The sequence below is a fragment of the Daejeonella sp. genome (assembly GCF_049655485.1).
Classification (GTDB): domain Bacteria; phylum Bacteroidota; class Bacteroidia; order Sphingobacteriales; family Sphingobacteriaceae; genus Daejeonella.
Genome location: NZ_JBASJU010000179.1, coordinates 1 through 23,192, shown reverse-complemented (window position 1 = coordinate 23,192; position 23,192 = coordinate 1). Strand labels below are relative to the sequence as shown.

Here is a 23,192-nt window from a genome sequence, read left to right as displayed (position 1 = left end):
TAGGAGAATAATGTGCCTTATGCACTTTATAACTTACAACCTATAACTTACAATGTATTACGTACAACTTACAACCTGCCTACCGTCAGGCAGGCGTATAACCTACAACTCCCATGCGTTTCGACATAATAACCGTTCTTCCTGGTTTACTTGAAAGCCCTTTTGCACATTCTATTTTACAACGTGCGCAATCTAAAGGCTTGTCGGAAATCGTGGTACATAACCTGCGGGATTTTTCTAATCATAAACAAAAATCCGTTGATGATTATCAGTATGGGGGAGGAAGCGGAATGGTGATGACAATCGAGCCCTTTGCTAACTGCATAGAAAAGCTGAAATCTGAACGTGATTATGACGAAGTGATCTTTATGACACCTGATGGTGCTACCTTGAATCAGACTACGGCAAATGAGCTTTCAGGTAAAAAGAACATTATCATCCTTTGCGGACATTATAAAGGGATAGACCAGCGTATTCGCGATATTTTTGTAACGAGGGAGATTTCTATTGGCGACTATGTGCTTTCCGGTGGTGAATTGCCAGCTGCGGTGCTTGTCGATAGCGTGGTTAGGTTATTACCAGGTGTGCTGAACGATGAGACGTCCGCCCTTTCCGATTCCTTTCAGGGGGATTTACTGGATGCTCCGGTATATACCCGACCCGCCGACTGGAACGGCCACAAGGTGCCGGACATACTATTAAGCGGCAACGAAGCAAAGATTAATGAATGGAGACATGATCAGGCGCTGGAGAGAACGCAAAAGAGACGGCCGGATTTGTTAAAGTAAAAAAACAAATTATTCACACTTCCTTCCAATTGTTAATAATTATTCGTAATATTGCAATCCGATTTTTACGGGCTAAAAATCGACTTTAAGAGCTTAAAATCATGGATTTAGTAAAATTTGTTGAAGAGCAGGTAGTTGTAAGAAAAGAAGTTCCTGCATTCAAAGCTGGTGATACGGTTAGCGTTCACTATAAAATTCGCGAAGGTAATAAAGAACGTATCCAGATTTATCAGGGTGTGGTTATCCAGCGCAATAGTATGGGAGTGAACGAAACGTTCACTGTACGCAAAATGTCAAATGGAGTGGGTGTAGAGCGTATCTTCCCTGTTAACTCTCCTAACATTGATAAGATTGATGTAAACAGTCACGGAAAGGTTCGCAGAGCGAAGCTATTCTACTTACGTGCGCTGACTGGTAAAGCAGCTCGTATCAAATCAAAAAGAGTATAATTAGATCATACAGAATTTAGCCTCCCCGAGCCTTTCGGGGAGGTTTTTTTGTTTTTGTGGATTTGTATTCGCTAATTAACGTTGGATATCTTTTGTATATGTTCAAGTTTCGTAGTCTCATTTTACTAATTCTCTAATTTCCTCATTCACTCATTTTTTTTATGGAAATAGGCTTCCTAAACGACATCTTTATCGGAAATAGCGTTAAAAACTATTTGATCGCAGCAGCTGTCCTTATTTTTGGACTGGTATTCAAGCGAATATTCTCGCGAATTCTCAGCAAAATCATCTATAAATTTTTCAAAAGCGTGCATTCAGGAACTGATTCGAACGTTTTTGTGGGCCTCCTCCTTCGGCCTATCGAACTTTTAATCATGTTTATCGCAATTTATCTAGCCATCAACCAGCTTGAATATCCCCTGAATGAAGTGATATTCAGAAGGACTAACACAGCCGGAAAAGTGCCTGTCGTATACCAAATCAAAGTTATCCAGGTGATCGATAAGCTGTTTTTACTGTTGTTTATTATTTCCTTCTTCCACATCATCTTACGGATAATTGACTTTATCGCGCATATATTTCTCTATAAATCATCTTTAACCGTTAATAAATCGGATGATCAGATGGTGCCTTTTGTAAAAGAGTTGTCTAAGATTGTGACGATAATGTTCGCAATATTTGTTATACTCGGCTCGGTGTTTAACCTCAATGTTGCTACCATCATTGCCGGTTTAGGAATTGGAGGTATAGCTGTGGCTCTTGCCGCCCAAGACACCTTACAAAACTTGTTAGGATCATTCACAATATTCGCTGACAGGCCATTTGTAGTAGGAGATTTGATACGAATTGACAAGTATGAAGGTACTATCGAGAAAGTGGGCTTTAGAAGTACTCTGCTGCGCACCACAGACAGAACCCTGGTGGTGATACCAAATAAGAAAATGGTAGACAGCCCTCTTGAGAATTTAAGCCTGAGAAATTCTCACCGGATGAAATTCAATGTCGCACTTAAACATGATACCCCTTCCGAAGCAATGATGAAAATCGCTGAAGAGATTGAGAGATTCATTAATTCCCGCCCTTTAGTTGGTGAAGACACCATTGTATCATTCGATACGATGAGCGAATCAGCTTTGAATATTCAAGTTCAATACTTCGTAATTGTAGCTGAGGGTGCAGATTATGCAAAAATCAAGGAGGAGATAAATTACCAGATCATGAAAATTGTGGCAGATCATGGAGCTGGATTTGCGCAGCCCCTGCGACCAGTGTTTCAGGAATACCGATCAGAAAAGCCTTCTGAAGGCCTCGAGTAATTTTCAAACTTCTAATTATTGAGCCGTTTTCAAATGCGCGAGCACAGTTACTCCGCCTTTGACAACCTGGTTTAATTCTACATTAATTTCGCTGCCAAGGGGTAGAAATACGTCTACCCTTGAGCCAAATTTAATGAACCCGAATTGTTCGCCCTGCATTACTTCGTCGCCCTCTTTTAAATAACAAACAATCCTTCGGGCCAAAGCTCCAGCTATTTGCCTGTAAAGCACAGAAATTCCGTGGCTGTTCTCGACAACAATAGTAGTACGCTCATTTTCTGTAGACGATTTTGGATGCCATGCCACAAGGAATTTTCCAGGATGATATTTCGAAAAACTTACTTTTCCAGATATGGGATTTCTGTTTATATGGACATTTATAGGAGACATGAAAACTGATATCTGAATACGTTTGTCTTTTAGAAATTCCGTTTCTTCCGTTTCTTCAATTACGACAACTTTCCCATCGGCAGGACAAATTACCTGATCATCGTTCATTTGAACCACCAGGCTCGGGCTTCTGAAAAACTGAAGTACAATTACAAATAGGATGAATGACAAGATGTAAATAACCCAGTGAAGCCAGTTCAATTCGGGGAGTAAATACTGAACTATTGCATTCAGTACAAAAATAAACAGTACAGTAAGTGCTATGGAAGTGTATCCCTCCTTATGAATGGTCATATTATGGCTTAGTTTTAAGCAAAAATACATTTTTCCCCGCAACTAACGAGTGACCAAAACAAGCATATCCAAACAGACTATAGGATAATCTACTAAAGTTCGCTTTTAGGCACTGCGCGGTAAATATCCTTGAGGTTCCTGCCCAGACCATTGTAATCAAGGCCATACCCAACAACAAATTCGTTCGGGATCTCAAATCCTACGTAGCAAATCTCCTCGAAATTGGTTTTCAGTGATTTAGGTTTTAGAAGCAGTGTACAAACATTAATTGATGCGGGTTCTTCTGCTCTAATCATATCCAAAATATATCGAAGGGTTTCGCCGCTATCGACTATATCTTCTACAATTACGACATCCCTGTCTTTCAAACTCATTTGAAGGCCAATCTCTTTTTTTATTTTACCTGTACTCTTTTCGCCGTCATAAGAAGAAACTTTAACAAAGGTTACTTCAGATGAGATATCGATTTCTTTTATCAGATCGGCAAGAAATATGAAGCTGCCGTTCAGCACTCCTACAAAAACGGGAATACGGTTTTCAAAATCAACATTTAACTGAATTCCAATTAGTCGGATCCTTTTTTTGATCTGCTCATACTCCAGCATCACATCAAAAACCTTTTCGTCTATCTCAATCCGCATACCTTAAAATTAATCAAATTAATCATTTTTGTCAGCCTCTCTTCGTTGCCGTCTTTGCTCTCTTCTGTCCCTTCGTAAATCGGCAGGTGCTGTACTGCTGTCGCTTGTAATAGGCTTTGGTTTATTTAACTCTTTGATACTTACGGTATCAGGGCGTCTTTTCCCCAAAATCTTCTCCAGTATGGTGAGCTCTTCTTCGGGTTCTACGGTCATAAGGCTATCTGCGGTTAAAGAATCAACTACTGGTATTCCAGACTGCAAATCAGGACGCAGCCTGACCGAGTAGAATCCGTAGGCACTGCTGTCGGGAGGAGTAAGGCCCCTGCGCGCCATCAGGCCCCCTATCAGCCGGAAATATCCGCGGAGCGAAGTTCGTAAGCTTCCATCCCCTTCAAATCGGTAGAGCCCTGTTTTAGGACGCGGTACGATACTAGCCAAAAATATTCCTTCCCCAACATTTAACTGTGAAGGGTGTTTCCCAAAATAATGTTGTGCAGCTTCCCCGATCCCATAGACATTCCGGCCCCACTCAATCAGGTTAAGATAGATCTCAAACATTCTCTTCTTGGTTGATAAATTACTGTTTTCGATAATCCATACAATTAGCATCTCTTCAACCTTTCGCGCCATTGTTTTCTGCCTGCTGAGATAAACATTCTTAACAAGCTGCATGGAAATCGTACTTCCACCCCTCTTGAAAGCTTTCTCCTTGAAATTTGTAATCATGGAGTTTCGGAAAGACTCTGCAACAAAACCGTTATGGCTATAAAAAGAAGGATCCTCTGCAGTTAGGAGTGCATTCTTTAAGTTAGGCGAAATTTGCTCAAGCGGAACATAATTGGGATTTTCAGGCCCTATGATGATATCACGCATAGGTTTGCCATATTCGTACGGTGTATAAACAAATGTTTTGTTAATTTTTTGAAGATTAGTTTTGCCCCATTTCACAACCTTAAAACCAATATTCTGTAATGATGAGTTGAAAATCAAGCTATCGGGCGTTTTTGTATCAAGATAAAAATCAAGGTCAAATTTGACTTTTCCCTTAACCTGCATGCCTTCCAGAGATTCGAATAGTCCCTGCGGAAAAGAGTTTAGTAATTCCTGTGCATCGAGTTCATCCGTATGAACCCTTAATTCATAAGTTTTAGCAGGGGTCAGTGTATACTTAATAAAAGGGTGTATTTCTACATTTTTCAGGTGTATAGTTGAAGTGCTGTCAATAGAAACAAAGTTTTTTCCTATCACCATATCAGCTTCAAGCGATGCATCCGGAACAATGATGTCATTAGATGAAATCCGCGCATGGTTAACAAGTAGATTTTTAACCCCCCAGGAGCCGTTAATCTCAAGAATATCTCCCCTTTTGCTAATACCCCTCATTTGGGTAGAAGCAGTATCGAAACTTAGTTTAAGCCCGAATTTCTTCTCCAGGAATGGAAGCTCCACTTTCTTATTATCAGCATACATGAACAGATCAAGCTGCTGGTCGTCGGGTTCGACGGTACCCTCGAAGTGCCAGGTTGACTCATTTCCGTTGACTTTAACAGTTGATTCGACTTCGCCATCATTAATGGTCGCACTGCTTGTATAAAAATCTAGCTCCGTCGAATCATCTCTGAACTTAATTTCGAAATCCCTAATGTCCATGTCGTCAGGGATTTTGTAAAGCATTTGGTTAACAAGGCCATTAGCAAGTTTGGAAAGATTCAATTCTGACTTTACTTCGGTGCTGTCAACACTTTTCTTTCTGAAGATAAAATCATAGTTACTTACAGAATCTTTTTTTATAAGGTTTATATGGCCCTTATTCAGGATTATTTCGGAAAGCTTAATATCGCCAAAGAGCAGGGGAAAAAGCTTTACACCTACTTCAAACTCCTGAATATTCGCAAGGCTGTCGCGATTCTCGGGTACAATGGTAATATTTGCAAAACTTACAGTGGAAAGTCCGGTAAAATTTGCGCTGCCAATCTTAACATTAAGATCATAGTCACGTTTCGCCTTGTTGATACCCTTTTCAATGGCCGTTCGTAATATTGCTTCCCTTTTAGCATAAGCGATACTTCCTGCTACAATAACAATAAAAAGAAGACTTATTGTGCTGATGAGAGCTATTTTATAATATTTCCGAGGTATCTGCATAAAGGATTGTCCCAATCTTTTGAAAGATAACGTATTAAATCCTAGAAACGTTTTCGCCATATTTTATTTTGCGGGTCAAGCCACTGTAAAATCCCTTTTTCCAAGCTAATAAACCCTTCTGGTTTTAGTAGATTTGCAGCTGTCCTATACATCCTGTTGGAGCTGTTGCAGACAAATATATAAAAAACCGCGTCTGCCTCAGGATTCTGTGGCAAGCTTTAAATCAGTTGCCTGGGGGGTAAACAGACAATAATAATTTCCTTTTTAAACAAGTTAATGATCACTTCCGAAAAGATTTTTAGTGCATTACGATATGTAGAAGACCCGGATCTTAAAAAAGATCTGGTAACGCTGAACATGATTGAAGACCTTAAAATTGAGGGTAATAAAGTCAGTTTCACCGTTGTGCTAACCACGCCAGCCTGCCCAATGAAGGATATGCTGGAAAATGCATGCAGGAATGCGATACTGCATTTCGTAAGCAAAGAGGCTGAGATTTCCATAAACATGTCGTCAAGGGTTACCAGCAGAATGGAGCCTGGTCTTAAAGACATAAAAAATATTATCGTTGTTGCATCTGGGAAAGGGGGCGTTGGAAAATCTACCGTCGCTGTGAACCTGGCACTGGGCCTTGCGAAGAAAGGGGCTAAGGTCGGGCTGATTGATGCTGATATTTATGGCCCCTCAATACCTATTATGTTTGGCGTTGAAGGTGAGCGACCGCAGGCGTCTCAGAATGCAGAGGGCAAAACACGGATCGAGCCGATAGAAAAATATGGAATCAAACTTCTATCCATCGGATTTTTTACCGACCCGAATCAGCCCGTGCCCTGGAGAGGGCCAATGGTTTCTACTGCAGTTAAACAGTTGTTTAACGATGCCGACTGGGGTGAACTTGATTATATGATTGTAGATCTTCCTCCGGGTACTGGTGATATCCATATTACCATAACTCAAGGCTTTCCGATTACGGGGGCTGTAATAGTAACCACACCGCAAAATGTGGCATTAGCTGATGCAAGAAAAGGATTAGGTATGTTTTTGATGGACTCGGTTAACGTACCATTGCTGGGTGTAGTCGAAAACATGTCTTATTTTACACCTGCAGAATTGCCTGAGAATAAATATTATATTTTTGGTCAAAACGGGGGACAGGCGCTGGCTCAGCAATATGGAATCGCCTTCCTGGGAGAAATACCACTTGTGAAAAGCATTAGCGATGCAGGTGACGAAGGGAGGCCTGTTATATTAGATGAGAACGACCTGATGGGTACAGCTTTTATGCAAATCGCTGAAAGAGTAGCGCAGCAGGTTGCTATAAGAAATGCTGTTAAATAGCTTTTTTAAAAAATTCGTATCTTTATAAAAATAAAAATCACCATGGATTTATTGCAAAGAGTAGAAGCTGCACTGGATACTATCCGGCCATATCTGGAGGCTGATGGTGGAAATGTATCAATTGAGGAGATTACTCCAGGGAATGTTGTGCGTCTGCGTTTATTGGGATCCTGTGGTTCATGCCCAATGAGTATTATGACACTAAAAGCTGGTATAGAGCAGGCAATTATGAAATCAGTTCCTGAAATAGAAGGAGTTGAAGCAGTAAACTTGACCGATATCGATGATCCCGCTGCAGTCCTTCCTGAAAGGCTCCTGTAGCAATACAATTAAAAAATCCTCGTTATTTAAAAGTAGCCTCGCATTTAACATAATTTAACTAACTGTCCGTACTGAATACACTAATTTTAAAAATGCGAATTTCCCTCTTTCTGATTCTGTTTTTAGCTGCTGCTACCGCAGGGTTTTCCCAGACCGCTGCGAAAAAACTGGTGCAGTTTTCGGGAGTAATTGTAAATGTGGACAGCAATACGGTCGTGCCTTATGTAACAATTACCAATGTAACCGGGAAAGCTCGTTTCTATGCGGCTAATTACAAAGGCTATTTTTCTTTCGTTGCTAATGTAGGCGATACATTATTGTTCACTGCTATTGGGTATAAAAAAGAAGGACTGGTAATTCCTAAAGATATTACGGATAATAGTTATACAGTAGTGGTGGCCATGAAGCAAGACGTGATAAATCTGCCTATGGTCCGCGTATATCCCTGGGCAAGTACAGACGAATTTAAGAGGGAGTTTATGAGCATGAAATTTGCCGATGACGATCTGGAAATCGCAAGGAAAAATGTTTCTAAAGAAAGCCTTTCAGCAATGATGTCCAGCTTACCACGAGATGGCGCTGAAATGCAGAGCTACAATTTCCAAAACAATCATGCCCGTCTGACGAATAGAAATATAAACCAGCGATTTGCTAATCCTTTATTGAATCCTTTTGCCTGGGGTGCTTTGATCCAGCAGATCGTTAACGGCGATAAAAGCAGAGGGCAATAGAACCTAACGTTTGCCCTTTTTTAGTGCGGGAAACTTCATTTTATAGTCCACTTTCACCAATCCTTTCGAAATAGAATCGAGCCTGTTTTTAAGCAGAGCCCGGCGCAGCGGACTAAGCTTATCGGTGAATAGCTTTCCCTCGATATGGTCGTATTCATGCTGTATAACCCTGGCAGCTAATCCATCAAAAGATTCTTGGTGCTGCTTCCAGTTTTCGTCAAAGTAAGAAATCTTGACATTCCCGAGCCTCGACACATCCTCACGAATTTCAGGGATACTAAGACATCCTTCATTAAAGGACCATTTCTCGCCACTTTCTTCGATAATCTTGGCATTGATGAAAACCTTCTTGAAGTCCTTGAGCCCCGGTTCGTCTTCAGCGAAAGAAGTAGCATCAATTATAAATAAGCGAACTGAAAGGCCAATTTGAGGAGCTGCTAATCCAACTCCATGCGCACCATACATGGTATCGAACATGTTGGCTATTAGAACTTCCAGATCAGGATAGTCTTTGGTTATTTCTGTAGCTTTTTTGCGTAAAACAGAGTCACCGTAGGCGATAATAGGAAGTTTCATGGGGCAAAAATACTCTTCTTATGTGTACGAAGCAAATCAACAGCCTCCTATAGCGCTCTTATGAATCGGTTTTATTCCACGGGTTCGAAAATCATCCGGCTGAGAGAGCTGGGACTAAACATTTCATTTGCAATCTTCAATAACTGTGCTGATGATACTTTATTGATTCTTGCAAAGACTTCCTCCAATGAATCCACCCTACCATAATCCAGCAGACTTTTGCTCATAGAGATAATCAAGCCCATTCTGTTTTCTTCACCAAGTGCTATCTGTCCGATAAATTTTTGTTTTCCCTGATTCAACTGCGCAGGCCCCAGTTTCTGATCCCTTAGTTTCTTCAGTTCTCGATCTACAAGTTTCAAAGCTTTAGGCATTTTTTCAGCATCGGTACCCAGATAGATTGAGAAAATGCCGGTATCACTCATCGGGGTGTAATTCGACTCGATGGTGTAGGCTATCCCGTATTTTTCCCGTATTTCCAGGTTAAGACGGGAACTCATTCCTGTACCTCCAAGTATATTGTTCAATAGCAGTAACCCCACCTTATCGGGATGGTGCATGGCATATGCACGGTTTCCTATCACGCAGTGTGATTGATTTATTGGTTTAGGGAAACGGATTTGTTTAGGACTGTACTTGTTTATAGCCGAGCGTTTCCGTTCATTTTTATTCGGTGCGATTTTGCCGAAAAGCTTTTCAACAACCCGGATAACGTTTTTAAAAGGATAATCGCCGCAAACTCCGATGATGATTTCATCAGTTCTATAGTTTGACTTGATAAATTCCTGAATATCCTTTTGAGTAAAGCTCTGTACCGTTTCAGTTGTTCCAAGAATATTCCGGCCAAGATTATGCCCTTCAAATAATAAATCCTCAAAATCATCATTTATTGCCTCATCCGGCTGATCGTGATATGAGCTTATTTCATCCAGTATAACCTCTTTCTCCTTGGCCATTTCATCCTCCGGGAATACGGAGTGAAAAACAATGTCTTCGAACAGGTCCAAAGAGCGTTCGAGATGCGGTTTAAGAAAGGAAGCGTGAACACAGGTATATTCCTTGGTGGTATAGGCATTCAAATCTGCCCCAACTAGTTCCAGACGGTTAAGTATTTGATTGGTACTCCGTTTTACCGTCTTTTTAAAAAGCAGGTGCTCGATAAAATGTGCCAGTCCATCTTTGGAATCACCCTCGTCCCTCGAACCCGCATTTATAATGATGCAGGCATGCGAGATATTTGAAATCGTTGGTTTATGTAAAACGCGTATCCCGTTTTGCAACGTGTGTACCTGGTAATCCATTGATGCAAAGGTGAGGAATTTAATGGAGAATGGAGAATCAACCAGCCCAGCCTTCTTTATCTAAACTTCGATAATGTATGGCTTCTGCCAGATGCTCGAGTTCGATTTCCTTACTTTGGGCAAGGTCCGCGATGGTGCGGGATACTTTTAAGATGCGATCATAAGCCCGCGCAGAAAGTCCCAGCTTTTCCATTGCTTGTTTTAAGAGGGCCTGTCCCGCCTCATTAATTTTGCAGATATTCCTGACCATATTGGGACTCATCTGTGCATTGCAAAACACATCCTCCCGATCTTCAAATCGGGCGATTTGGATTTGACGACCAGCACTTACCCGTTCCCGAATGGATTTGCTTTTTTCTGCCGGACGGTCGGAAGTAAGTTCGTTGAAGTTTACCGGAGTAACCTCCACATGTAAGTCGATGCGGTCGAGCAGAGGGCCTGAAATTTTGCTGAGATACCGCTGTACAACTCCTGATCCGCAGATACATTCCTTTTCGGGATGATTGTAGAATCCGCAGGGACAGGGGTTCATTGAAGCCACGAGCATAAAGCTTGCGGGATAATCGATTGTTGACTTTGCACGTGAAATAGTTACCCGGCGCTCTTCCAAAGGTTGCCGCATCACTTCAAGAACGGTTCGTTTAAACTCCGGAAGTTCATCCAGGAAAAGAACTCCATTATGCGCGAGTGATATCTCCCCAGGTTGCGGATTAGTTCCTCCGCCGACAAGCGCTACGTCCGATATTGTATGATGCGGCGATCGGAAAGGCCTGACTGTCATTATTGACTCGGATGCGGACAGCTTTCCTGCAACAGAATGGATCTTCGTAGTATCAAGCGCTTCGTGTAAGTTTAATGGCGGGAGGATAGTCGGGAGCCGTTTAGCCAGCATGGTTTTACCAGCTCCAGGCGGTCCAATTAATATCACATTATGGCCGCCTGCCGCTGCAATTTCTAGAGCCCGTTTAATATTTTCCTGTCCTTTAACATCCGAAAAGTCACTTTCATAATTGCTGATATTTTGAAGAAATTCCTGTTTGGTATCTACAATCGTCCTTTCAATGGATCCCTTGCCCGCGAAGAATTGAATCACCTCGTACAGGTTTTCCACTCCGTATACTTCAAAGTCATCCACTATTGCGGCCTCGCGTGCATTAACCTTTGGAAGTATTAAGCCTTTAAACCCATCCCGTTTTCCCTGAATAGCAATTGGCAATGCGCCTTTAATTGGCTGAAGGCCTCCATCCAAAGAAACCTCACCCATTATCAGAAATTCTTTCAGTTTTTCACGCGCTATCTGGCCCGACTCAGCAAGAATCCCCATCGCAATTGGCAGATCGTAAGAGGAGCCCGCTTTCCTTATGTCTGCCGGCGCAAGATTCACTACGATCTTTCGCCGCGGCATCTTATACCCCGAGTTATTGAGCGCGCTTTCAATACGGAACAGGCTTTCCCGCACGGCATTATCCGGAAGCCCAACGATTACATATCTCGTGCCGCCGCTCATATTAACCTCCATGGTAATAGTAATGGCTTCAATTCCGAAAACTGCGCTTCCGTAGGTTTTTACAGGCATGGTAAACGAGGCATAAGCCTAAATTACACAATGCAGGAATTGGTGGGTTGATAGGGGGGAAAGAAATGAGGGAATGGTAGAATCAAGTCTTCTGCTTTTTCTTTTTGGCAGAAGGAAACAAGACATTATTAAGAATTAAACGGTATCCCGGCGAATTTGGAGTAAGGCTCAAATCCCTCTTACGGTCGGCAGGGTTAGAGGGCATCCGAACCCCGTTATTGCGGGAACCGCCGCCCCCACGCCCGATATCACCTTCAGGGTCATGCCCACCGTAATAAGTCCATTGGCCGTTGCCAAATTCACCATGAATATATCGCGCCACTCCAGCTATCTTAGTTTCACCCATCACCAGAACATTTGATTTTACAGTGCTTTCATTAAAAGCGGTCGTTTGTCCGTTAAATCCTTTGATTACATATTCATGATCTTGTGTAAGCATAGAAGGAACGATATCCCATTTCGCAGAATAGCTGAAAAGTGTAAAGAAATCATTTTCAGGATTTGAGTATCGGCCAGCATTTATATTAGAAAAGCCCCGATAATCAGGTTTCAAAATAAAATTCCCAAAAGCAAGCGTTTTACTGAAATCAAGTTTGGACTGGGCCCCAGGATCTGTTCCATCCCCATCGAAATTACTTTCTACAATATCTATACCTTCTGCTGCCAGGGCTACATCGAGGGTTTCGCCCGCAGAACACATGGCAAACAGATACCCGCCGCCGCTCACGAATTTGCTGATGCTTTTCGCAACAGTAAGTTTCAAGTGCGAGACCTTTGAATAACCATGCCTCGTGGCTATAGCTTTCTGAATGTTAATGTCTTCCTGCGACTGCCTTTGTCCAGACAACCCAAACTGCCCGGTAAAGTCTTCATGGTGCAAATGCAGCCAATCATACTTAGGAAGTTCGCCCATCAGAACTTCATCGTCATAAATAATATCATAGGGTATCTCGGCGTACTCGAGCGCTAACTGAACTGCATCCGTATAATCCTTATTTGTAAATACATTATTTGGCGAATAAACGGCAATTTTAGCAGCCGTTTCCAGCTTCACCATTTCCATATTGATTTCCGGACTGGCTATCTCTGTTAGAATGGCATTTACCTGGCCATCAGTAATAACTTCATAGGATATCCCGCGCACACGGCACTCATCTTCAATAGACTTGGCGTATTTGATCAGGAAGCTGCCGCCACGATAATTTAAAAGCCAGTCGACGGCTATATCTTTCTTCAAAGTCCAGTATGCAATCCCGTAAGATTTAAGGTGATTTTTCTGGCTCTCGTCCATAGGTATGAGTATTGAAGCTGCTCGGGCGAACAGCGACAGAAGCAGGAAAATCGATGTTAAATAGAATTTAACCATTTCTTACTCATAGCGTTATATAAATCTATGAATAAAAGGATGGAGAATTATACTGGAAATAGAGGACTAGTGTAATATTGTTGTAGGATTGAGAGGTTTGGTTAGAGAAAGGTGCTGTAAGATCCAGAAGTGGTTGAAGGAGAATGTATAGAAGAATATTTCCATTAGAGGATAAATAGTTAAAAAAAGTGTTCTGCTAGGGGAATAATGTGTTATAATATTTTGGAAAGCAGATCCAGTGCCTTTCGGTTAACACAGTCCGGCTCTCCGTTTTAGTTTTTGCCGGAAAAGACATTTTAGACATTGGATTTTACATTCGGCAAAAAGCTATCACTCCGATCCGGTTTAAATTGCAGGGTATGTGCTGCTATTAGTGTCTGTTGAATGAGGGGTAAACGGTGTTTGTCAAGGTACGCTATGCGGCTGCCGTTGCAAAGGAATTCTGTTCTGAGTACAATAAACGGGGGCGTCGCAAATAGCTTTTTTGCGATCGGAATTTCTGTTCAATATGGGGACTTAAACGCAAAAAACTATTGCAGAGCACCCGACTACCGGAAGCGAAGAAATACTGCAATTGCTTTCCAAAAAATAAACAAACAGATCTTTCCTAAAAGAATCTATCTATATCAGAACGCCCAATTTAATATTAACCAAAAAATCTTCTCTCACTTAATATTAACTTAAAATCTTCTTTAACCCAAAAATCCTACTTCCCGAACGGCATCTTCGGCATCCCCTTCATCATTTTCGCGGCTGCAGCAGGATTAGAAAACTGCTTCATGACCTTCCGCATGTCTTCAAACTGTTTTATCAGCTTGTTCACTTCCGTGATGCTGGTACCAGAACCATTTGCAATTCGGGTACGGCGGCTTTGATTAATCGCGTCAGGGTTTTCGCGTTCGTGAGGAGTCATTGAACGGATTATGGATTCAATAGGTGTGAAGGCATTGTCGTCGATTTCTACATCTTTCAAAGCTTTACCAACACCAGGTATCATTCCCATCAAATCCTTCATGTTACCCATCTTCTTGATTTGCTGGATCTGGCTGAGAAAATCGTTGAAATCGAATTTATTCTTGCGGATTTTTTTCTGAAGTTCTGCCGCTTCCTTTTCGTCGAACTGCATTTGCGCACGTTCAACAAGGGAAACCACATCACCCATTCCCAGGATCCGGGAAGCCATACGGTCTGGATAAAACACATCCAGAGCTTCCATTTTTTCGCCGGTACCGATAAACTTTATTGGCTTATTAACTACCGATTTAATCGAAAGCGCCGCACCGCCACGGGTATCACCGTCTAGTTTAGTTAATACAACACCCGTAAAATCGAGACGATCATTGAAAGCTTTTGCAGTATTCACCGCATCCTGTCCCGTCATCGAATCGACCACAAACAGAATTTCGTGAGGATTCGTGCTTGACTTCACCTCAGCGATCTCGTTCATCATTTCCTCATCAATCGCCAATCGACCTGCTGTATCTATGATGACTACATTTTGCCCATTCTTTTTTGCTTCTGCAATACCGGCTTTTGCGATTCCTACCGGATCTTTAGAATTACGGTCGGTGAAAACCGGAACATTAATCTGACCGCCCAGAACTTCCAGCTGATCGATCGCTGCAGGGCGGTAGACGTCACCAGCTACTAAAAGCGGTTTTTTACCTTTTTGAGTGGCAAGGAAATTCGCAAGTTTACCTGAAAATGTGGTTTTACCAGCACCATTGAGTCCGGCTATTAAGATGATCGTAGGATTGGCAGTGATGTTCAATTCCTCGACGGTTCCACCCATGAGGTTCGCCAGCTCATCGTTCATCAACTTGGTGAGCAGCTGCCCAGGGGATACTGCAGTTAGAACATTAAGTCCAAGCGCTTTTTCCCTCACTTCGTCAGTAAAGGCTTTAGCAGTTTTATAGTTAACATCGGCGTCCAGAAGAGCTTTTCGAATCTCTTTCATGGTTTCGGCCACGTTTATTTCTGTAATGCTCCCCTGCCCTTTTAATACTTTAAAGGCCCTGTCTAGTTTATCCTGTAAATTTTCAAACATCTTTCAATCAGCTCTTAGCTCTGCAAAGTTAATGTTTTCGGGCTAATTACTCACCGCCACTTCTTATTACATGACTGGGTGTTAAAAGAATTGAAAATTATTTAACGTCTTTTAACAAATTGCTGCAACGTATTAACACTTTTTGCGTCTAATATTACCCAATCTAACCCAATCGACCCTAAGAAATGAAATCAGGACTGCTACTCGCCTGCCTTTTTTGTGTATGTATTATTAATTCGGTTGCGCAAAACATAAAGAAAATGAATGCCGTCCGGACCGAAAGCGCACCCAAGATTGACGGTATACTGGACGATTCGGAGTGGGCTAAAGCCGTTGCTGCTGATGAATTTGTGGAACTCCGGCCTACACCTGGCCGTGTGGAGTCAAGGGAGCGCGGTACCGAGGTAAAAATTCTTTATGATAATTCGGCTATTTACATTTCTGCGAGGATGTTTGAACATCCGGATAGTATTGCGAGGGAGTTGGTTACACGAGACCAGGTCGGAAATTCGGACTTTATTGGGATTATATTCGACCCCTACCTCGACCGGATAAATGGTCTTGGTTTCTATGTTACAGCAGCAGGTTCTCAATATGATGCAAAATATTCGCAAACCCAGAACGAGGACGATAACTGGAATGCAGTATGGGACAGCGAGGTTAAAATTGATAAACTCGGCTGGACTGCTGAATTGAAGATCCCATATTCCGCACTTCGTTTTGCAAATAAGGATATTCATACCTGGGGAATAAATATGACACGCCGGAGGCAGAAGATTAATTATCAGTCCTGCTGGAACTTTGTGGATCCTAAAGTAAGTGGCTTTATTAATCAGGAAGGCGAACTTCACGGCATTACAAATATTAAATCGCCGGTTCGTTTGTCGTTTTCACCTTACGTTTCAAGCTTAGTTAATAATTATCCTCATAATTTCCCGGACATCAGTAATACAACCGGATCTTTTAATGGGGGTATGGACGTAAAATATGGCATCAACCAGAGTTTTACTCTGGATATGACACTCGTACCCGATTTTGGCCAAGTACGGTCCGATAATCAAGTCCTTAATCTTACTCCTTTTGAAGTAAAATTCAATGAAAACCGGCAGTTCTTTACCGAAGGGACCGAGCTTTTCAATAAAGTAGACCTCTTTTACTCGAGAAGAATTGGTTCTTTTCCATCCTATAAAAGTGATGTAAGTGGCCAGCTTAAACTACAACGTGTTTAATATCGATATGGTTTATTCCTGGCAATTCGCACCAGGGAGTGAAATAAGCGTTACTTATAAAGATCTGGCTGAAGACTACGAGACGACCAACCGGGAAGGCTACGGCAGGAACTTCGGAAGGGTTATTGGCCGCCCTCAAAATAATAGCCTTTCTTTAAAGGTCTTGTACTACCTCGACTACCTTCAGTTTAAGAAGAAGATATAACTACCGTGGGAATTTGTAAATCAGGCCCAGCGAAAGCGCCTGGCTTGCCTGTATTTCATTGGCTGTATCGTCATCATACAGGACTATCCCCGCAAGGGAAACATTGATCAATTTATTCACTCGGGCTGTAAGTGTCAAATCAAGCCTGTTATCGATGCTTTTAAGCTTTTCGTAATTCGCAAACATGGTATACCGGCTTTTAAGATTCAGGTTTACTGCGATATCCTTGTCAATAGCACCGACTATCTGGAACGCCAGTTCGTTTCTGAAATTTTCGCCCGGTTCTACCCCGAAATTTTTGGGATTGGTCTTATACAGGTTAGTGTCAATCATAAAAGTTTGACGGGCCGTGCCTGTACCGATTCGTACGAAAAAATATTTAACGGGTTTATACTCAAAGCCAACAGATTCAGTTAAGTATCCCGGGGCCATGAATCTTGAAAGGAGCGTCCTAATCTCGTTTCCCTGCGCATTTTTTGAAAAAGAGAAACCCCTGTCGAACTGAGATTCAAAATTTATTGAACCGAAAAAATACCAGCTTTTAGATAATTTGAGTGCGACCTTATTATCCCAGAAAATACGATCGGCTGTTTTTCTGGAGAGTTGATCTTTGTTTTTTAATTTTCCATATTGGAGTATCAGGTCGGAAACGAAGTTCTTATCCCCTTTAGTGTAGTCGGTTTTGAAGGTATATTGTCCCCCCAGTGCCAGTGAGTTTACTCCACCACCTCCCCAATTTTCACTAAATGAAGCTTGGTTTACATTTACGCCAAACGAGGTCCAGTTTCGCCAATAATTTATGCTAAGTTCCAGCATTTCAGGTTCAGGGAGCCGAACTGTTTCTGGAAAAATAACAGGCCTTCTCACAGGAAGAGTATTCTTGCGCGGATATTGCTTTAGGCTTTTTAGTAGGGTAGTATCAGTTGGGCTTTCAGATTGTTGACTGAACGCTACAGGGATTTGAGAGGCAATTAATACTAATACAATCAGGCAGCGGAAATACATTTGACAAATAAAACGAAAAATGCACTCTTTTCGATATATTTTCCTGATTTATGGATGGATGTAGCTTATCCAGGCGGAAAACTTACGATTTTTTAAATATAAATGATTTGAATCATTTTGATACGCCTCACGTTCAAACACAATATTTCTGTAAGCCTGATCATGGTTTCTGTAGCGGATAAGGTTAATTAGATAATTAAGAAGGTACAGGATAAAAAAGGGTATAACCAGTAATTCTATTTGCTGTCGCAAATGAATGAGTTCATGATTGATTATTTGCTTATCCTTTTTAAGGGCTGCGAACTTTATCAGTACAAAAGGGAAAATCGCCATTCCAGCTGCTGGAAGAAATGGGAGATGCACAATTGGGAACTTCATTCTAATTTTCTTTTAGGGGCCCCAGGCGGTAAGCAGCCGGGTTTTCAAGATAGCTTTGATAGGATTTCTTGATAAACTGAATTAATTCATATTCGTTTGCCTCAAGGATGAAGTAGTAACCAGGTTTGTATTGCTGCTTAAAATCCGACAGTTTTGCACCGCTTAATCCTGTTACATTATTTATTAAACTTGCTGTGAAACGGTAGTTGATCATAGCATCACGATAATCACGTTCAATTATTTTCTGAAGCATTCTTGCGTTTTTGCCCTCCTTGCTTAAAAGACTATATAATGCGTTAATGCTTAACCCTGCACCTCCACCGCCGTTACTGCCTCCTGTTGTAATTACATCTTTTACCGCTCCCTTCGAATAGATAGTGCTGTATTCTTCCTGGGCTTGTTTGAGCTGTTCCGAAGGTGTTTTCAGACTATCGCGTACAACCACTTCCTGAAGCTGAATACTGGTTCTTCTGAGATAAAATAGTAGGGTGCTCTCCGATTTGATACTTATCGTATCCACGCCGTACCCCTGTAAAGCGGCGACCAAAACATCTCCTTTACGAGCGTTCGTTTTAAACTCCCCTTTGCTTGTATTATAAAATCCATCCCCGGTTCGGGTGTTATAAATATAAACCCGTGTTAACCGCTGTTTACTATCCATGTCGAAAACGATGCCCTGTATAGACAAGTCCTGGGCGAATAGCTTTCCAGAGGTAATAAGCAGTATAAACGTTATGTAAAGAGCTTTTTTCAAGGTATTTAAACTTACGGCTTTTGGGCGGGTTTGGGTTGGGATTTAACAATTTAACATTGAAGACTAGAATCATGTATCAAGTAGCAAGATCTAATTATCGTTAAACTGAAAAAGGGATTCAATATTGCAAGATGCCGGTAGGAATTCAATTTAAGATGCTTGGTCAATACCCGAGCACTAAATCATGATACCTGATACTCATTTAGAAACAAGCAATAACTGACCCAGTTTAACATCTCCAGTTCCCAGATCGTTCAAAATCTTTAATTCATCCACAGTAATTGCGAAGCGTTTTGCGATGGAATACATCGTATCACCTTGTTTAACTTCGTAGATCTTCATTTCTACCGGAGCCTTGGAAGTTTCCTGTTTCTTTTCTTCAGGAATGTTTTGAGCGATTTCCGTAAGGACTTTGTCCTCACGCTTAATTTTTTCTATATATCCTTCTTTGCGATCATATTGGCTGAGGTCGTAGCGTTCAACAAGAGTGATCAGCAGTTCAGCATAACGTGGGTTGGTGGCATAACCAGCTGCTTTTAATCCGGTAGCCCAACCACGGTAATCATCTTTATTGAGCTCAAATAAGGATGCATATCGCTTTCGTTTAAGAAATTCAGAATGGTCCCGAAAAGATTCTTCAGGGTTGCTATAAACCCGGAAGCAATCATCGATCTGATCGTCATCTTTTAAAATGGTCTTGCCTTTCCATTCCGGCGTGCATTTAATTCCAAAGTGGTTGTTTGCTTCGCGGGCAAGACTGCTGTTTCCGCTTCCAGATTCAAGAATACCCTGGGCGAGGGTAATGCTGGCCGGAATGCCATAGCTGTTCATTTCTTTTATTGCAATAGCTTTGAACCGTTCAATGTAATCATCCGCCGAATATTTTCTGACCAGGGTGGTTTCAGTAATCGTATTCGAAGGTCGGGAAGCTGGAGCTGCCGGCCGGGGTTTTGAAGAAGCAACTTTTCGCGTGCTGCATGAACTGGCTACTGCCATCAAAATTATAAAGGGTATGAGATAAATCTTCATTTAACGCTGGGTTTAAATCCGCTTGCTAAATTCGATATTTGCATCTTAATATTTTACCTATCGTCAGATTTTTATCTTCATTGCCTTCTTTCCACCAGAAGACTTAGAGCACTAATTTTTGTCCAATGGCAAGTCTAGTGGTAGGTAAGGAGTTTTTACTCATAATTTTTTGGACGCTTGAGCTAAACTTCATTGCGATTTTTGAAAGAGTATCGCCCTTTTTGACTATGTAGACCTGAACAGCTGAAGGGCTAATTTTCGATACCGCGGGCGCGCCAGTATTTGCCAGTTCTGCACCTTCCGGGCGTCTGTCGTATTCATACAAGCGATTTTTTTTAATGATAGCAAGAACCCGTGGAGCCCAGTGTTTACTTGCAGCATAACCACCGTTTTCCAAGCCCTTTACCCAATTGTAATAATCGTAACTCGGATATTTTCCAAATAGTGCTGCAAACTTTTTATTTCGCGTCATTGCTCCCATAAAGTCGAGATAGGAATCTGTTACAGATTCGTACCCGCGATATGAAGATTTGATGTCTGTGCTGGTGTTCTTGCCTTTTATGCCGAAATGGTTGTTAAGGTATTTAGCGAGTTTGCTGTTGCCATTGGCCGATTCGTGCATTGCGACGGCAAGTATTACACTTGCCGGAACACCTTTGTCGTCCATGTGCCGTATTGCCAGGTCTTTGTACTGCTCAATATATTCCCGGGTGCTGTACTGTGCCACAGCAGAGAAATTCAAGCCAATAAAGAGCAGGGTTAATAAATGTTTCATGATTGATGTTTTAATTAGTTAGTGAATAAAAAAGAGCGTCTCTTTTATTTTTTTCTTATTATGAACAATCCATCCCGAACGGGCAGTATCAGCTTTTCAACGCGCTGATCCTTCATTACCATTTCATTAAATGTAGCAATTATAGTTGTATTTTGATCTATTTGTTTTTCAAGGACTTTACCACTCCATAACACATTATCCACAATGATAATACCGCCGGGTCTTAATTTATCGATTACGAGTTTGTAATAGGTGCCATTATTTTTTTTGTCAGCATCTATAAATACGAGGTCGAAAACCTCATCAATTTCGGGGATTATTTTAGTTGCATCACCCAGGTGATACAGGATTCTATTTTTAAAAGTCGACTTGCTGAAATTAGACCTTACCATCTCTTCCAATTCCAGGTTGATATCAATGGTGTGGATTATACCATTTTCTGCTAGTCCTTCAGCCAGACACAAAGTAGCATAACCAGTGAACGTACCAATTTCGAGGATCCGTTCTGGACGAACCATATTACTGAGCATGCTTAATACCCGGCCCTGATAATGGCCCGACAGCATACGCGGCATTGAAACTTTTAGGTTTGTCTCCCGATCTATATTTTTGAGAAGTTCTTCCTCAGGATCGCAATATTTTAAAAGGTAGTTTTTCAGTTCTTCGCTGATAAATTCCATGGCGCAAAGGTACACATTCTCCGCGACTGCCTGATTACCTTACTGATAGCTCCTTTTTTCGAGATAAGTTTGCAGAATAATTGTTGCCGAAATTGTGTCTAAACGGGCCTTATCTTGCCGGTCTGACCGCTTAAAACCACTTTGAGCTACGACAGCTGAAGCCATTTTCGAAGTAAAACGCTCGTCAATGCGTTCGACCAGTATCTCTGGGAAATGCTTTTTTAGAATCGTAATAAAACCCTTGATATGCGGTGTTGATTGTGAAGGAGTTCCATCCATCTGCAAGGGCTCACCAACTATGAAAAGTTCAACGTGTTCGTTTGCGAGGTATTTTTTAAGATATTCAATGATATCTTTCGGATGTATGGTATCTAAACCTGTCGCTATAATCTGCAGCGGATCAGTAACAGCGATGCCGATACGTTTGGTTCCATAATCAAAGGCTAAAATCCGCATGCTTAATGTTTAGAATGGCAAATATTATTGTACTTCTTCGTTTTCCTGTTTATTCCAACGCGAATTTTTCACATAATTCCAGTGTGCTTTTAACATGTTCCAGTGTAGTACGGGGATTAATCAGGCATATCCTCAACACAACCTGGCCCTGCAGCATAGTGGTAACCAGTAGCGCCTTTTTCGAAGACATCACTTTCGCGGAAATCTTCTGATTGATCTGATCCAGTTTTGCATCATTTAAATTCTGTCCAACAGGGTGATATCTGAAATTAATTATAGCCAAAGTTGCTGGTGATATTACTTCCCATTTCGTGCTGGAACGGAGTTCAGCTTCTACCTCTTCGGCAAGCTCGATATTATAATTAATCGCATTTCTGAATGCCCCAAGGCCGAAAGTCTTCAAAGACATGTATAATTTAAGTGCCCTGAAATTCCGGGTGAGTTCAATGCCGTGGTCATAAAAATTGATTTCTGACTCATTTCCCTCAATATCTCTCAGATAAGTGGCCTTTTCACTAAAAGTCCCTTTAAGATATTTATGATTCTGCACGAGCAGGCATCCAATCTCATAGGGCTGAAAAAGCCATTTGTGAGGATCGATGGTCAGGGAATCAGCTTTTTCAATTCCCTTAAATAGCTTTTTTCCTTTTTTCGATAAGATCGCAGCGGCTCCAAATGCACCGTCAACATGTAACCAGATATTTTCTGCCTTGCAAATGCGAGCCAGTTCGTCCAACGGATCGATGGTTCCGGTATTGGTTGTTCCGGCGGATGCAACCAGGCAGAAAGGCTGAAATCCTTCAATCTTATCCTTCGCTATCGCATTTTTCAGTTTATTTATGGAGAACTTAAATTCCATATCGGTAGGAATAATCCTTACCTGCTCTTTCCTAAAACCGAGGATACTGATAGCTTTTATATTTGACGAGTGTGCCTGGTCTGACAGATAGACCACTGCTTTCGAGAAGTCCTCTCCGCATTTCACCTTACGGGCCGTTGCAAGCGCAGTAAGATTGGCCATCGAACCGCCACTTGTAAAAATTCCGCCGCCTTTTTTAACCGGAAAGTTAAATATTTTTAGAAGCCAGTTTGTCGTAATAATCTCAATGGTAGCTGCTGCCGGAGATCCTACCCAGCCGCCTGAGAAAATATTAAAACCTGTTGCCAGGGTATCCGACATCACACTGATGTAATTGCTAGGCCCCGGTACAAAAGAATAAGATTGCGGATGGCTCATTATATTGCTTTGCGGCATAACGTTCTTGAGTACAAAATCAAGCACCTCAGTTGCCGGCGTAGCTTCTTCAGGCACATCTCCGGAAAACAATTTCTCCATGTCGGCTCTGGACCCACTTGCAACAGGCAGTTTATCCTGTTGGGTTTCAAAATGATCAACAACGGC

The 23,192-nt window shown here is 41.7% G+C and carries 24 protein-coding genes; 8 read left to right on the top strand and 16 right to left on the bottom strand.

Annotated elements, in window-relative coordinates; translation table 11 throughout:
• The first annotated feature begins 113 nt into the window (after nucleotides 1-113).
• From trmD to WBJ10_RS07640, 3 genes are all read left to right on the top strand, one after another.
• Nucleotides 114-788: a tRNA (guanosine(37)-N1)-methyltransferase TrmD gene (gene trmD, locus WBJ10_RS07650; RefSeq protein WP_424288950.1), complete on the top strand. Its 675-nt coding sequence runs from the start codon at nucleotides 114-116 to the stop codon at nucleotides 786-788.
• Nucleotides 789-889: 101 nt separating this feature from the next.
• A complete protein-coding gene (gene rplS / locus WBJ10_RS07645) occupies nucleotides 890-1,237 on the top strand; it encodes a 50S ribosomal protein L19 (RefSeq protein ID WP_424288948.1) in 348 nt (115 codons plus the stop codon).
• Between the two features lie 161 nt (nucleotides 1,238-1,398).
• A complete protein-coding gene (locus tag WBJ10_RS07640) occupies nucleotides 1,399-2,553 on the top strand; it encodes a mechanosensitive ion channel family protein (protein ID WP_424288946.1) in 1,155 nt (384 codons plus the stop codon).
• A gap of 15 nt (nucleotides 2,554-2,568) precedes the next feature.
• On the opposite strand, the gene WBJ10_RS07635 is transcribed toward WBJ10_RS07640, so the two are convergent.
• The 3 genes from WBJ10_RS07635 to WBJ10_RS07625 all read right to left on the bottom strand — a co-directional run bounded on the left by WBJ10_RS07635 (nucleotide 2,569) and on the right by WBJ10_RS07625 (nucleotide 6,083).
• Nucleotides 2,569-3,237 carry a phosphatidylserine decarboxylase family protein gene (locus WBJ10_RS07635; protein WP_424288944.1) on the bottom strand — a complete coding sequence of 223 codons (669 nt, stop codon included), beginning with the start codon at nucleotides 3,235-3,237 and terminating at the stop codon, nucleotides 2,569-2,571.
• 92 nt (nucleotides 3,238-3,329) lie between these two features.
• Complete coding sequence (hpt, locus tag WBJ10_RS07630; RefSeq protein ID WP_424288942.1) at nucleotides 3,330-3,878, bottom strand: hypoxanthine phosphoribosyltransferase; 549 nt, start codon at nucleotides 3,876-3,878, stop codon at nucleotides 3,330-3,332.
• 18 nt (nucleotides 3,879-3,896) lie between these two features.
• Nucleotides 3,897-6,083: a transglycosylase domain-containing protein gene (locus WBJ10_RS07625; RefSeq protein WP_424288940.1), complete on the bottom strand. Its 2,187-nt coding sequence runs from the start codon at nucleotides 6,081-6,083 to the stop codon at nucleotides 3,897-3,899.
• 216 nt (nucleotides 6,084-6,299) lie between these two features.
• On the opposite strand from WBJ10_RS07625, the gene WBJ10_RS07620 reads away from it, so the two are divergent.
• From WBJ10_RS07620 to WBJ10_RS07610, 3 genes are all read left to right on the top strand, one after another.
• Nucleotides 6,300-7,361, top strand: a complete 1,062-nt coding sequence (locus WBJ10_RS07620; RefSeq protein ID WP_424288938.1) for an Mrp/NBP35 family ATP-binding protein — start codon at nucleotides 6,300-6,302, stop codon at nucleotides 7,359-7,361.
• Nucleotides 7,362-7,403: 42 nt separating this feature from the next.
• A complete protein-coding gene (locus WBJ10_RS07615) occupies nucleotides 7,404-7,682 on the top strand; it encodes a NifU family protein (RefSeq protein ID WP_424288936.1) in 279 nt (92 codons plus the stop codon).
• 92 nt (nucleotides 7,683-7,774) lie between these two features.
• The gene (locus tag WBJ10_RS07610; protein WP_424288934.1) at nucleotides 7,775-8,413 is read left to right on the top strand and encodes a hypothetical protein; all 639 of its coding nucleotides are present in this window, start codon (nucleotides 7,775-7,777) and stop codon (nucleotides 8,411-8,413) included.
• Nucleotides 8,414-8,416: 3 nt separating this feature from the next.
• On the opposite strand, the gene def is transcribed toward WBJ10_RS07610, so the two are convergent.
• The 5 genes from def to ffh all read right to left on the bottom strand — a co-directional run bounded on the left by def (nucleotide 8,417) and on the right by ffh (nucleotide 15,279).
• The gene (gene def / locus WBJ10_RS07605; protein WP_424288932.1) at nucleotides 8,417-8,989 is read right to left on the bottom strand and encodes a peptide deformylase; all 573 of its coding nucleotides are present in this window, start codon (nucleotides 8,987-8,989) and stop codon (nucleotides 8,417-8,419) included.
• 71 nt (nucleotides 8,990-9,060) lie between these two features.
• Entirely contained in the window at nucleotides 9,061-10,290 is a 1,230-nt protein-coding gene (locus tag WBJ10_RS07600) for a M16 family metallopeptidase (RefSeq protein ID WP_424288930.1), read from the bottom strand.
• A gap of 37 nt (nucleotides 10,291-10,327) precedes the next feature.
• Nucleotides 10,328-11,866: a YifB family Mg chelatase-like AAA ATPase gene (locus tag WBJ10_RS07595; RefSeq protein WP_424288928.1), complete on the bottom strand. Its 1,539-nt coding sequence runs from the start codon at nucleotides 11,864-11,866 to the stop codon at nucleotides 10,328-10,330.
• Nucleotides 11,867-11,948: 82 nt separating this feature from the next.
• Nucleotides 11,949-13,232: an asparagine synthetase B gene (locus tag WBJ10_RS07590; RefSeq protein ID WP_424288926.1), complete on the bottom strand. Its 1,284-nt coding sequence runs from the start codon at nucleotides 13,230-13,232 to the stop codon at nucleotides 11,949-11,951.
• A gap of 706 nt (nucleotides 13,233-13,938) precedes the next feature.
• Nucleotides 13,939-15,279, bottom strand: coding sequence for a signal recognition particle protein (ffh, locus tag WBJ10_RS07585; RefSeq protein WP_424288924.1), 1,341 nt, complete (start codon nucleotides 15,277-15,279; stop codon nucleotides 13,939-13,941).
• Between the two features lie 185 nt (nucleotides 15,280-15,464).
• Here ffh and WBJ10_RS07580 point away from each other — a divergent pair, with 185 nt between their 5' ends.
• Together WBJ10_RS07580 and WBJ10_RS07575 are read left to right on the top strand one after the other, a co-directional pair.
• Entirely contained in the window at nucleotides 15,465-16,508 is a 1,044-nt protein-coding gene (locus WBJ10_RS07580) for a DUF5916 domain-containing protein (protein ID WP_424288922.1), read from the top strand.
• The gene (locus tag WBJ10_RS07575; RefSeq protein ID WP_424288920.1) at nucleotides 16,501-16,713 is read left to right on the top strand and encodes a DUF5916 domain-containing protein; all 213 of its coding nucleotides are present in this window, start codon (nucleotides 16,501-16,503) and stop codon (nucleotides 16,711-16,713) included. Before WBJ10_RS07580 ends, WBJ10_RS07575 begins: the two co-directional genes overlap by 8 nt.
• Here the strand turns inward: WBJ10_RS07575 and WBJ10_RS07570 are convergent, their stop codons facing one another.
• From WBJ10_RS07570 to WBJ10_RS07535, 8 genes are all read right to left on the bottom strand, one after another.
• Nucleotides 16,714-17,718, bottom strand: a complete 1,005-nt coding sequence (locus WBJ10_RS07570; RefSeq protein WP_424288918.1) for a DUF3078 domain-containing protein — start codon at nucleotides 17,716-17,718, stop codon at nucleotides 16,714-16,716.
• 48 nt (nucleotides 17,719-17,766) lie between these two features.
• Nucleotides 17,767-18,096: a hypothetical protein gene (locus tag WBJ10_RS07565; protein WP_424288916.1), complete on the bottom strand. Its 330-nt coding sequence runs from the start codon at nucleotides 18,094-18,096 to the stop codon at nucleotides 17,767-17,769.
• Between the two features lies 1 nt (nucleotide 18,097).
• A complete protein-coding gene (locus WBJ10_RS07560; protein WP_424288914.1) occupies nucleotides 18,098-18,850 on the bottom strand; it encodes a hypothetical protein in 753 nt (250 codons plus the stop codon).
• Nucleotides 18,851-19,048: 198 nt separating this feature from the next.
• Nucleotides 19,049-19,879, bottom strand: a complete 831-nt coding sequence (locus tag WBJ10_RS07555; protein WP_424288912.1) for a glucosaminidase domain-containing protein — start codon at nucleotides 19,877-19,879, stop codon at nucleotides 19,049-19,051.
• 103 nt (nucleotides 19,880-19,982) lie between these two features.
• Nucleotides 19,983-20,654 (bottom strand): glucosaminidase domain-containing protein, encoded by a 672-nt coding sequence (locus WBJ10_RS07550; RefSeq protein WP_424288910.1) that lies wholly within the window; start codon nucleotides 20,652-20,654, stop codon nucleotides 19,983-19,985.
• Between the two features lie 44 nt (nucleotides 20,655-20,698).
• On the bottom strand, nucleotides 20,699-21,334 hold the full coding sequence (locus tag WBJ10_RS07545) for an O-methyltransferase (RefSeq protein ID WP_424288908.1): 636 nt from the start codon (nucleotides 21,332-21,334) through the stop codon (nucleotides 20,699-20,701).
• A 39-nt stretch (nucleotides 21,335-21,373) separates the two neighbouring features.
• Nucleotides 21,374-21,790, bottom strand: a complete 417-nt coding sequence (gene ruvX, locus WBJ10_RS07540) for a Holliday junction resolvase RuvX (RefSeq protein WP_424288907.1) — start codon at nucleotides 21,788-21,790, stop codon at nucleotides 21,374-21,376.
• A gap of 49 nt (nucleotides 21,791-21,839) precedes the next feature.
• A partial coding sequence (locus tag WBJ10_RS07535) for a pyridoxal phosphate-dependent decarboxylase family protein (RefSeq protein ID WP_424288906.1) occupies nucleotides 21,840-23,192 on the bottom strand: 1,353 nt, incomplete at its 5' end.

Coding starts and splice junctions, on each gene's coding strand:
- trmD (WP_424288950.1), top strand. CDS start 114: ATGCGTTTCGACATAATAACCGTTCTTCCTGGTTTACTTGAAAGCCCT.
- rplS (WP_424288948.1), top strand. CDS start 890: ATGGATTTAGTAAAATTTGTTGAAGAGCAGGTAGTTGTAAGAAAAGAA.
- WBJ10_RS07640 (WP_424288946.1), top strand. CDS start 1,399: ATGGAAATAGGCTTCCTAAACGACATCTTTATCGGAAATAGCGTTAAA.
- WBJ10_RS07635 (WP_424288944.1), bottom strand. CDS start 3,237: ATGACCATTCATAAGGAGGGATACACTTCCATAGCACTTACTGTACTG.
- hpt (WP_424288942.1), bottom strand. CDS start 3,878: ATGCGGATTGAGATAGACGAAAAGGTTTTTGATGTGATGCTGGAGTAT.
- WBJ10_RS07625 (WP_424288940.1), bottom strand. CDS start 6,083: ATGGCGAAAACGTTTCTAGGATTTAATACGTTATCTTTCAAAAGATTG.
- WBJ10_RS07620 (WP_424288938.1), top strand. CDS start 6,300: ATGATCACTTCCGAAAAGATTTTTAGTGCATTACGATATGTAGAAGAC.
- WBJ10_RS07615 (WP_424288936.1), top strand. CDS start 7,404: ATGGATTTATTGCAAAGAGTAGAAGCTGCACTGGATACTATCCGGCCA.
- WBJ10_RS07610 (WP_424288934.1), top strand. CDS start 7,775: ATGCGAATTTCCCTCTTTCTGATTCTGTTTTTAGCTGCTGCTACCGCA.
- def (WP_424288932.1), bottom strand. CDS start 8,989: ATGAAACTTCCTATTATCGCCTACGGTGACTCTGTTTTACGCAAAAAA.
- WBJ10_RS07600 (WP_424288930.1), bottom strand. CDS start 10,290: ATGGATTACCAGGTACACACGTTGCAAAACGGGATACGCGTTTTACAT.
- WBJ10_RS07595 (WP_424288928.1), bottom strand. CDS start 11,866: ATGCCTGTAAAAACCTACGGAAGCGCAGTTTTCGGAATTGAAGCCATT.
- WBJ10_RS07590 (WP_424288926.1), bottom strand. CDS start 13,232: ATGGTTAAATTCTATTTAACATCGATTTTCCTGCTTCTGTCGCTGTTC.
- ffh (WP_424288924.1), bottom strand. CDS start 15,279: ATGTTTGAAAATTTACAGGATAAACTAGACAGGGCCTTTAAAGTATTA.
- WBJ10_RS07580 (WP_424288922.1), top strand. CDS start 15,465: ATGAAATCAGGACTGCTACTCGCCTGCCTTTTTTGTGTATGTATTATT.
- WBJ10_RS07570 (WP_424288918.1), bottom strand. CDS start 17,718: ATGTATTTCCGCTGCCTGATTGTATTAGTATTAATTGCCTCTCAAATC.
- WBJ10_RS07565 (WP_424288916.1), bottom strand. CDS start 18,096: ATGAAGTTCCCAATTGTGCATCTCCCATTTCTTCCAGCAGCTGGAATG.
- WBJ10_RS07555 (WP_424288912.1), bottom strand. CDS start 19,879: ATGAAGATTTATCTCATACCCTTTATAATTTTGATGGCAGTAGCCAGT.
- WBJ10_RS07550 (WP_424288910.1), bottom strand. CDS start 20,654: ATGAAACATTTATTAACCCTGCTCTTTATTGGCTTGAATTTCTCTGCT.
- WBJ10_RS07545 (WP_424288908.1), bottom strand. CDS start 21,334: ATGGAATTTATCAGCGAAGAACTGAAAAACTACCTTTTAAAATATTGC.
- ruvX (WP_424288907.1), bottom strand. CDS start 21,790: ATGCGGATTTTAGCCTTTGATTATGGAACCAAACGTATCGGCATCGCT.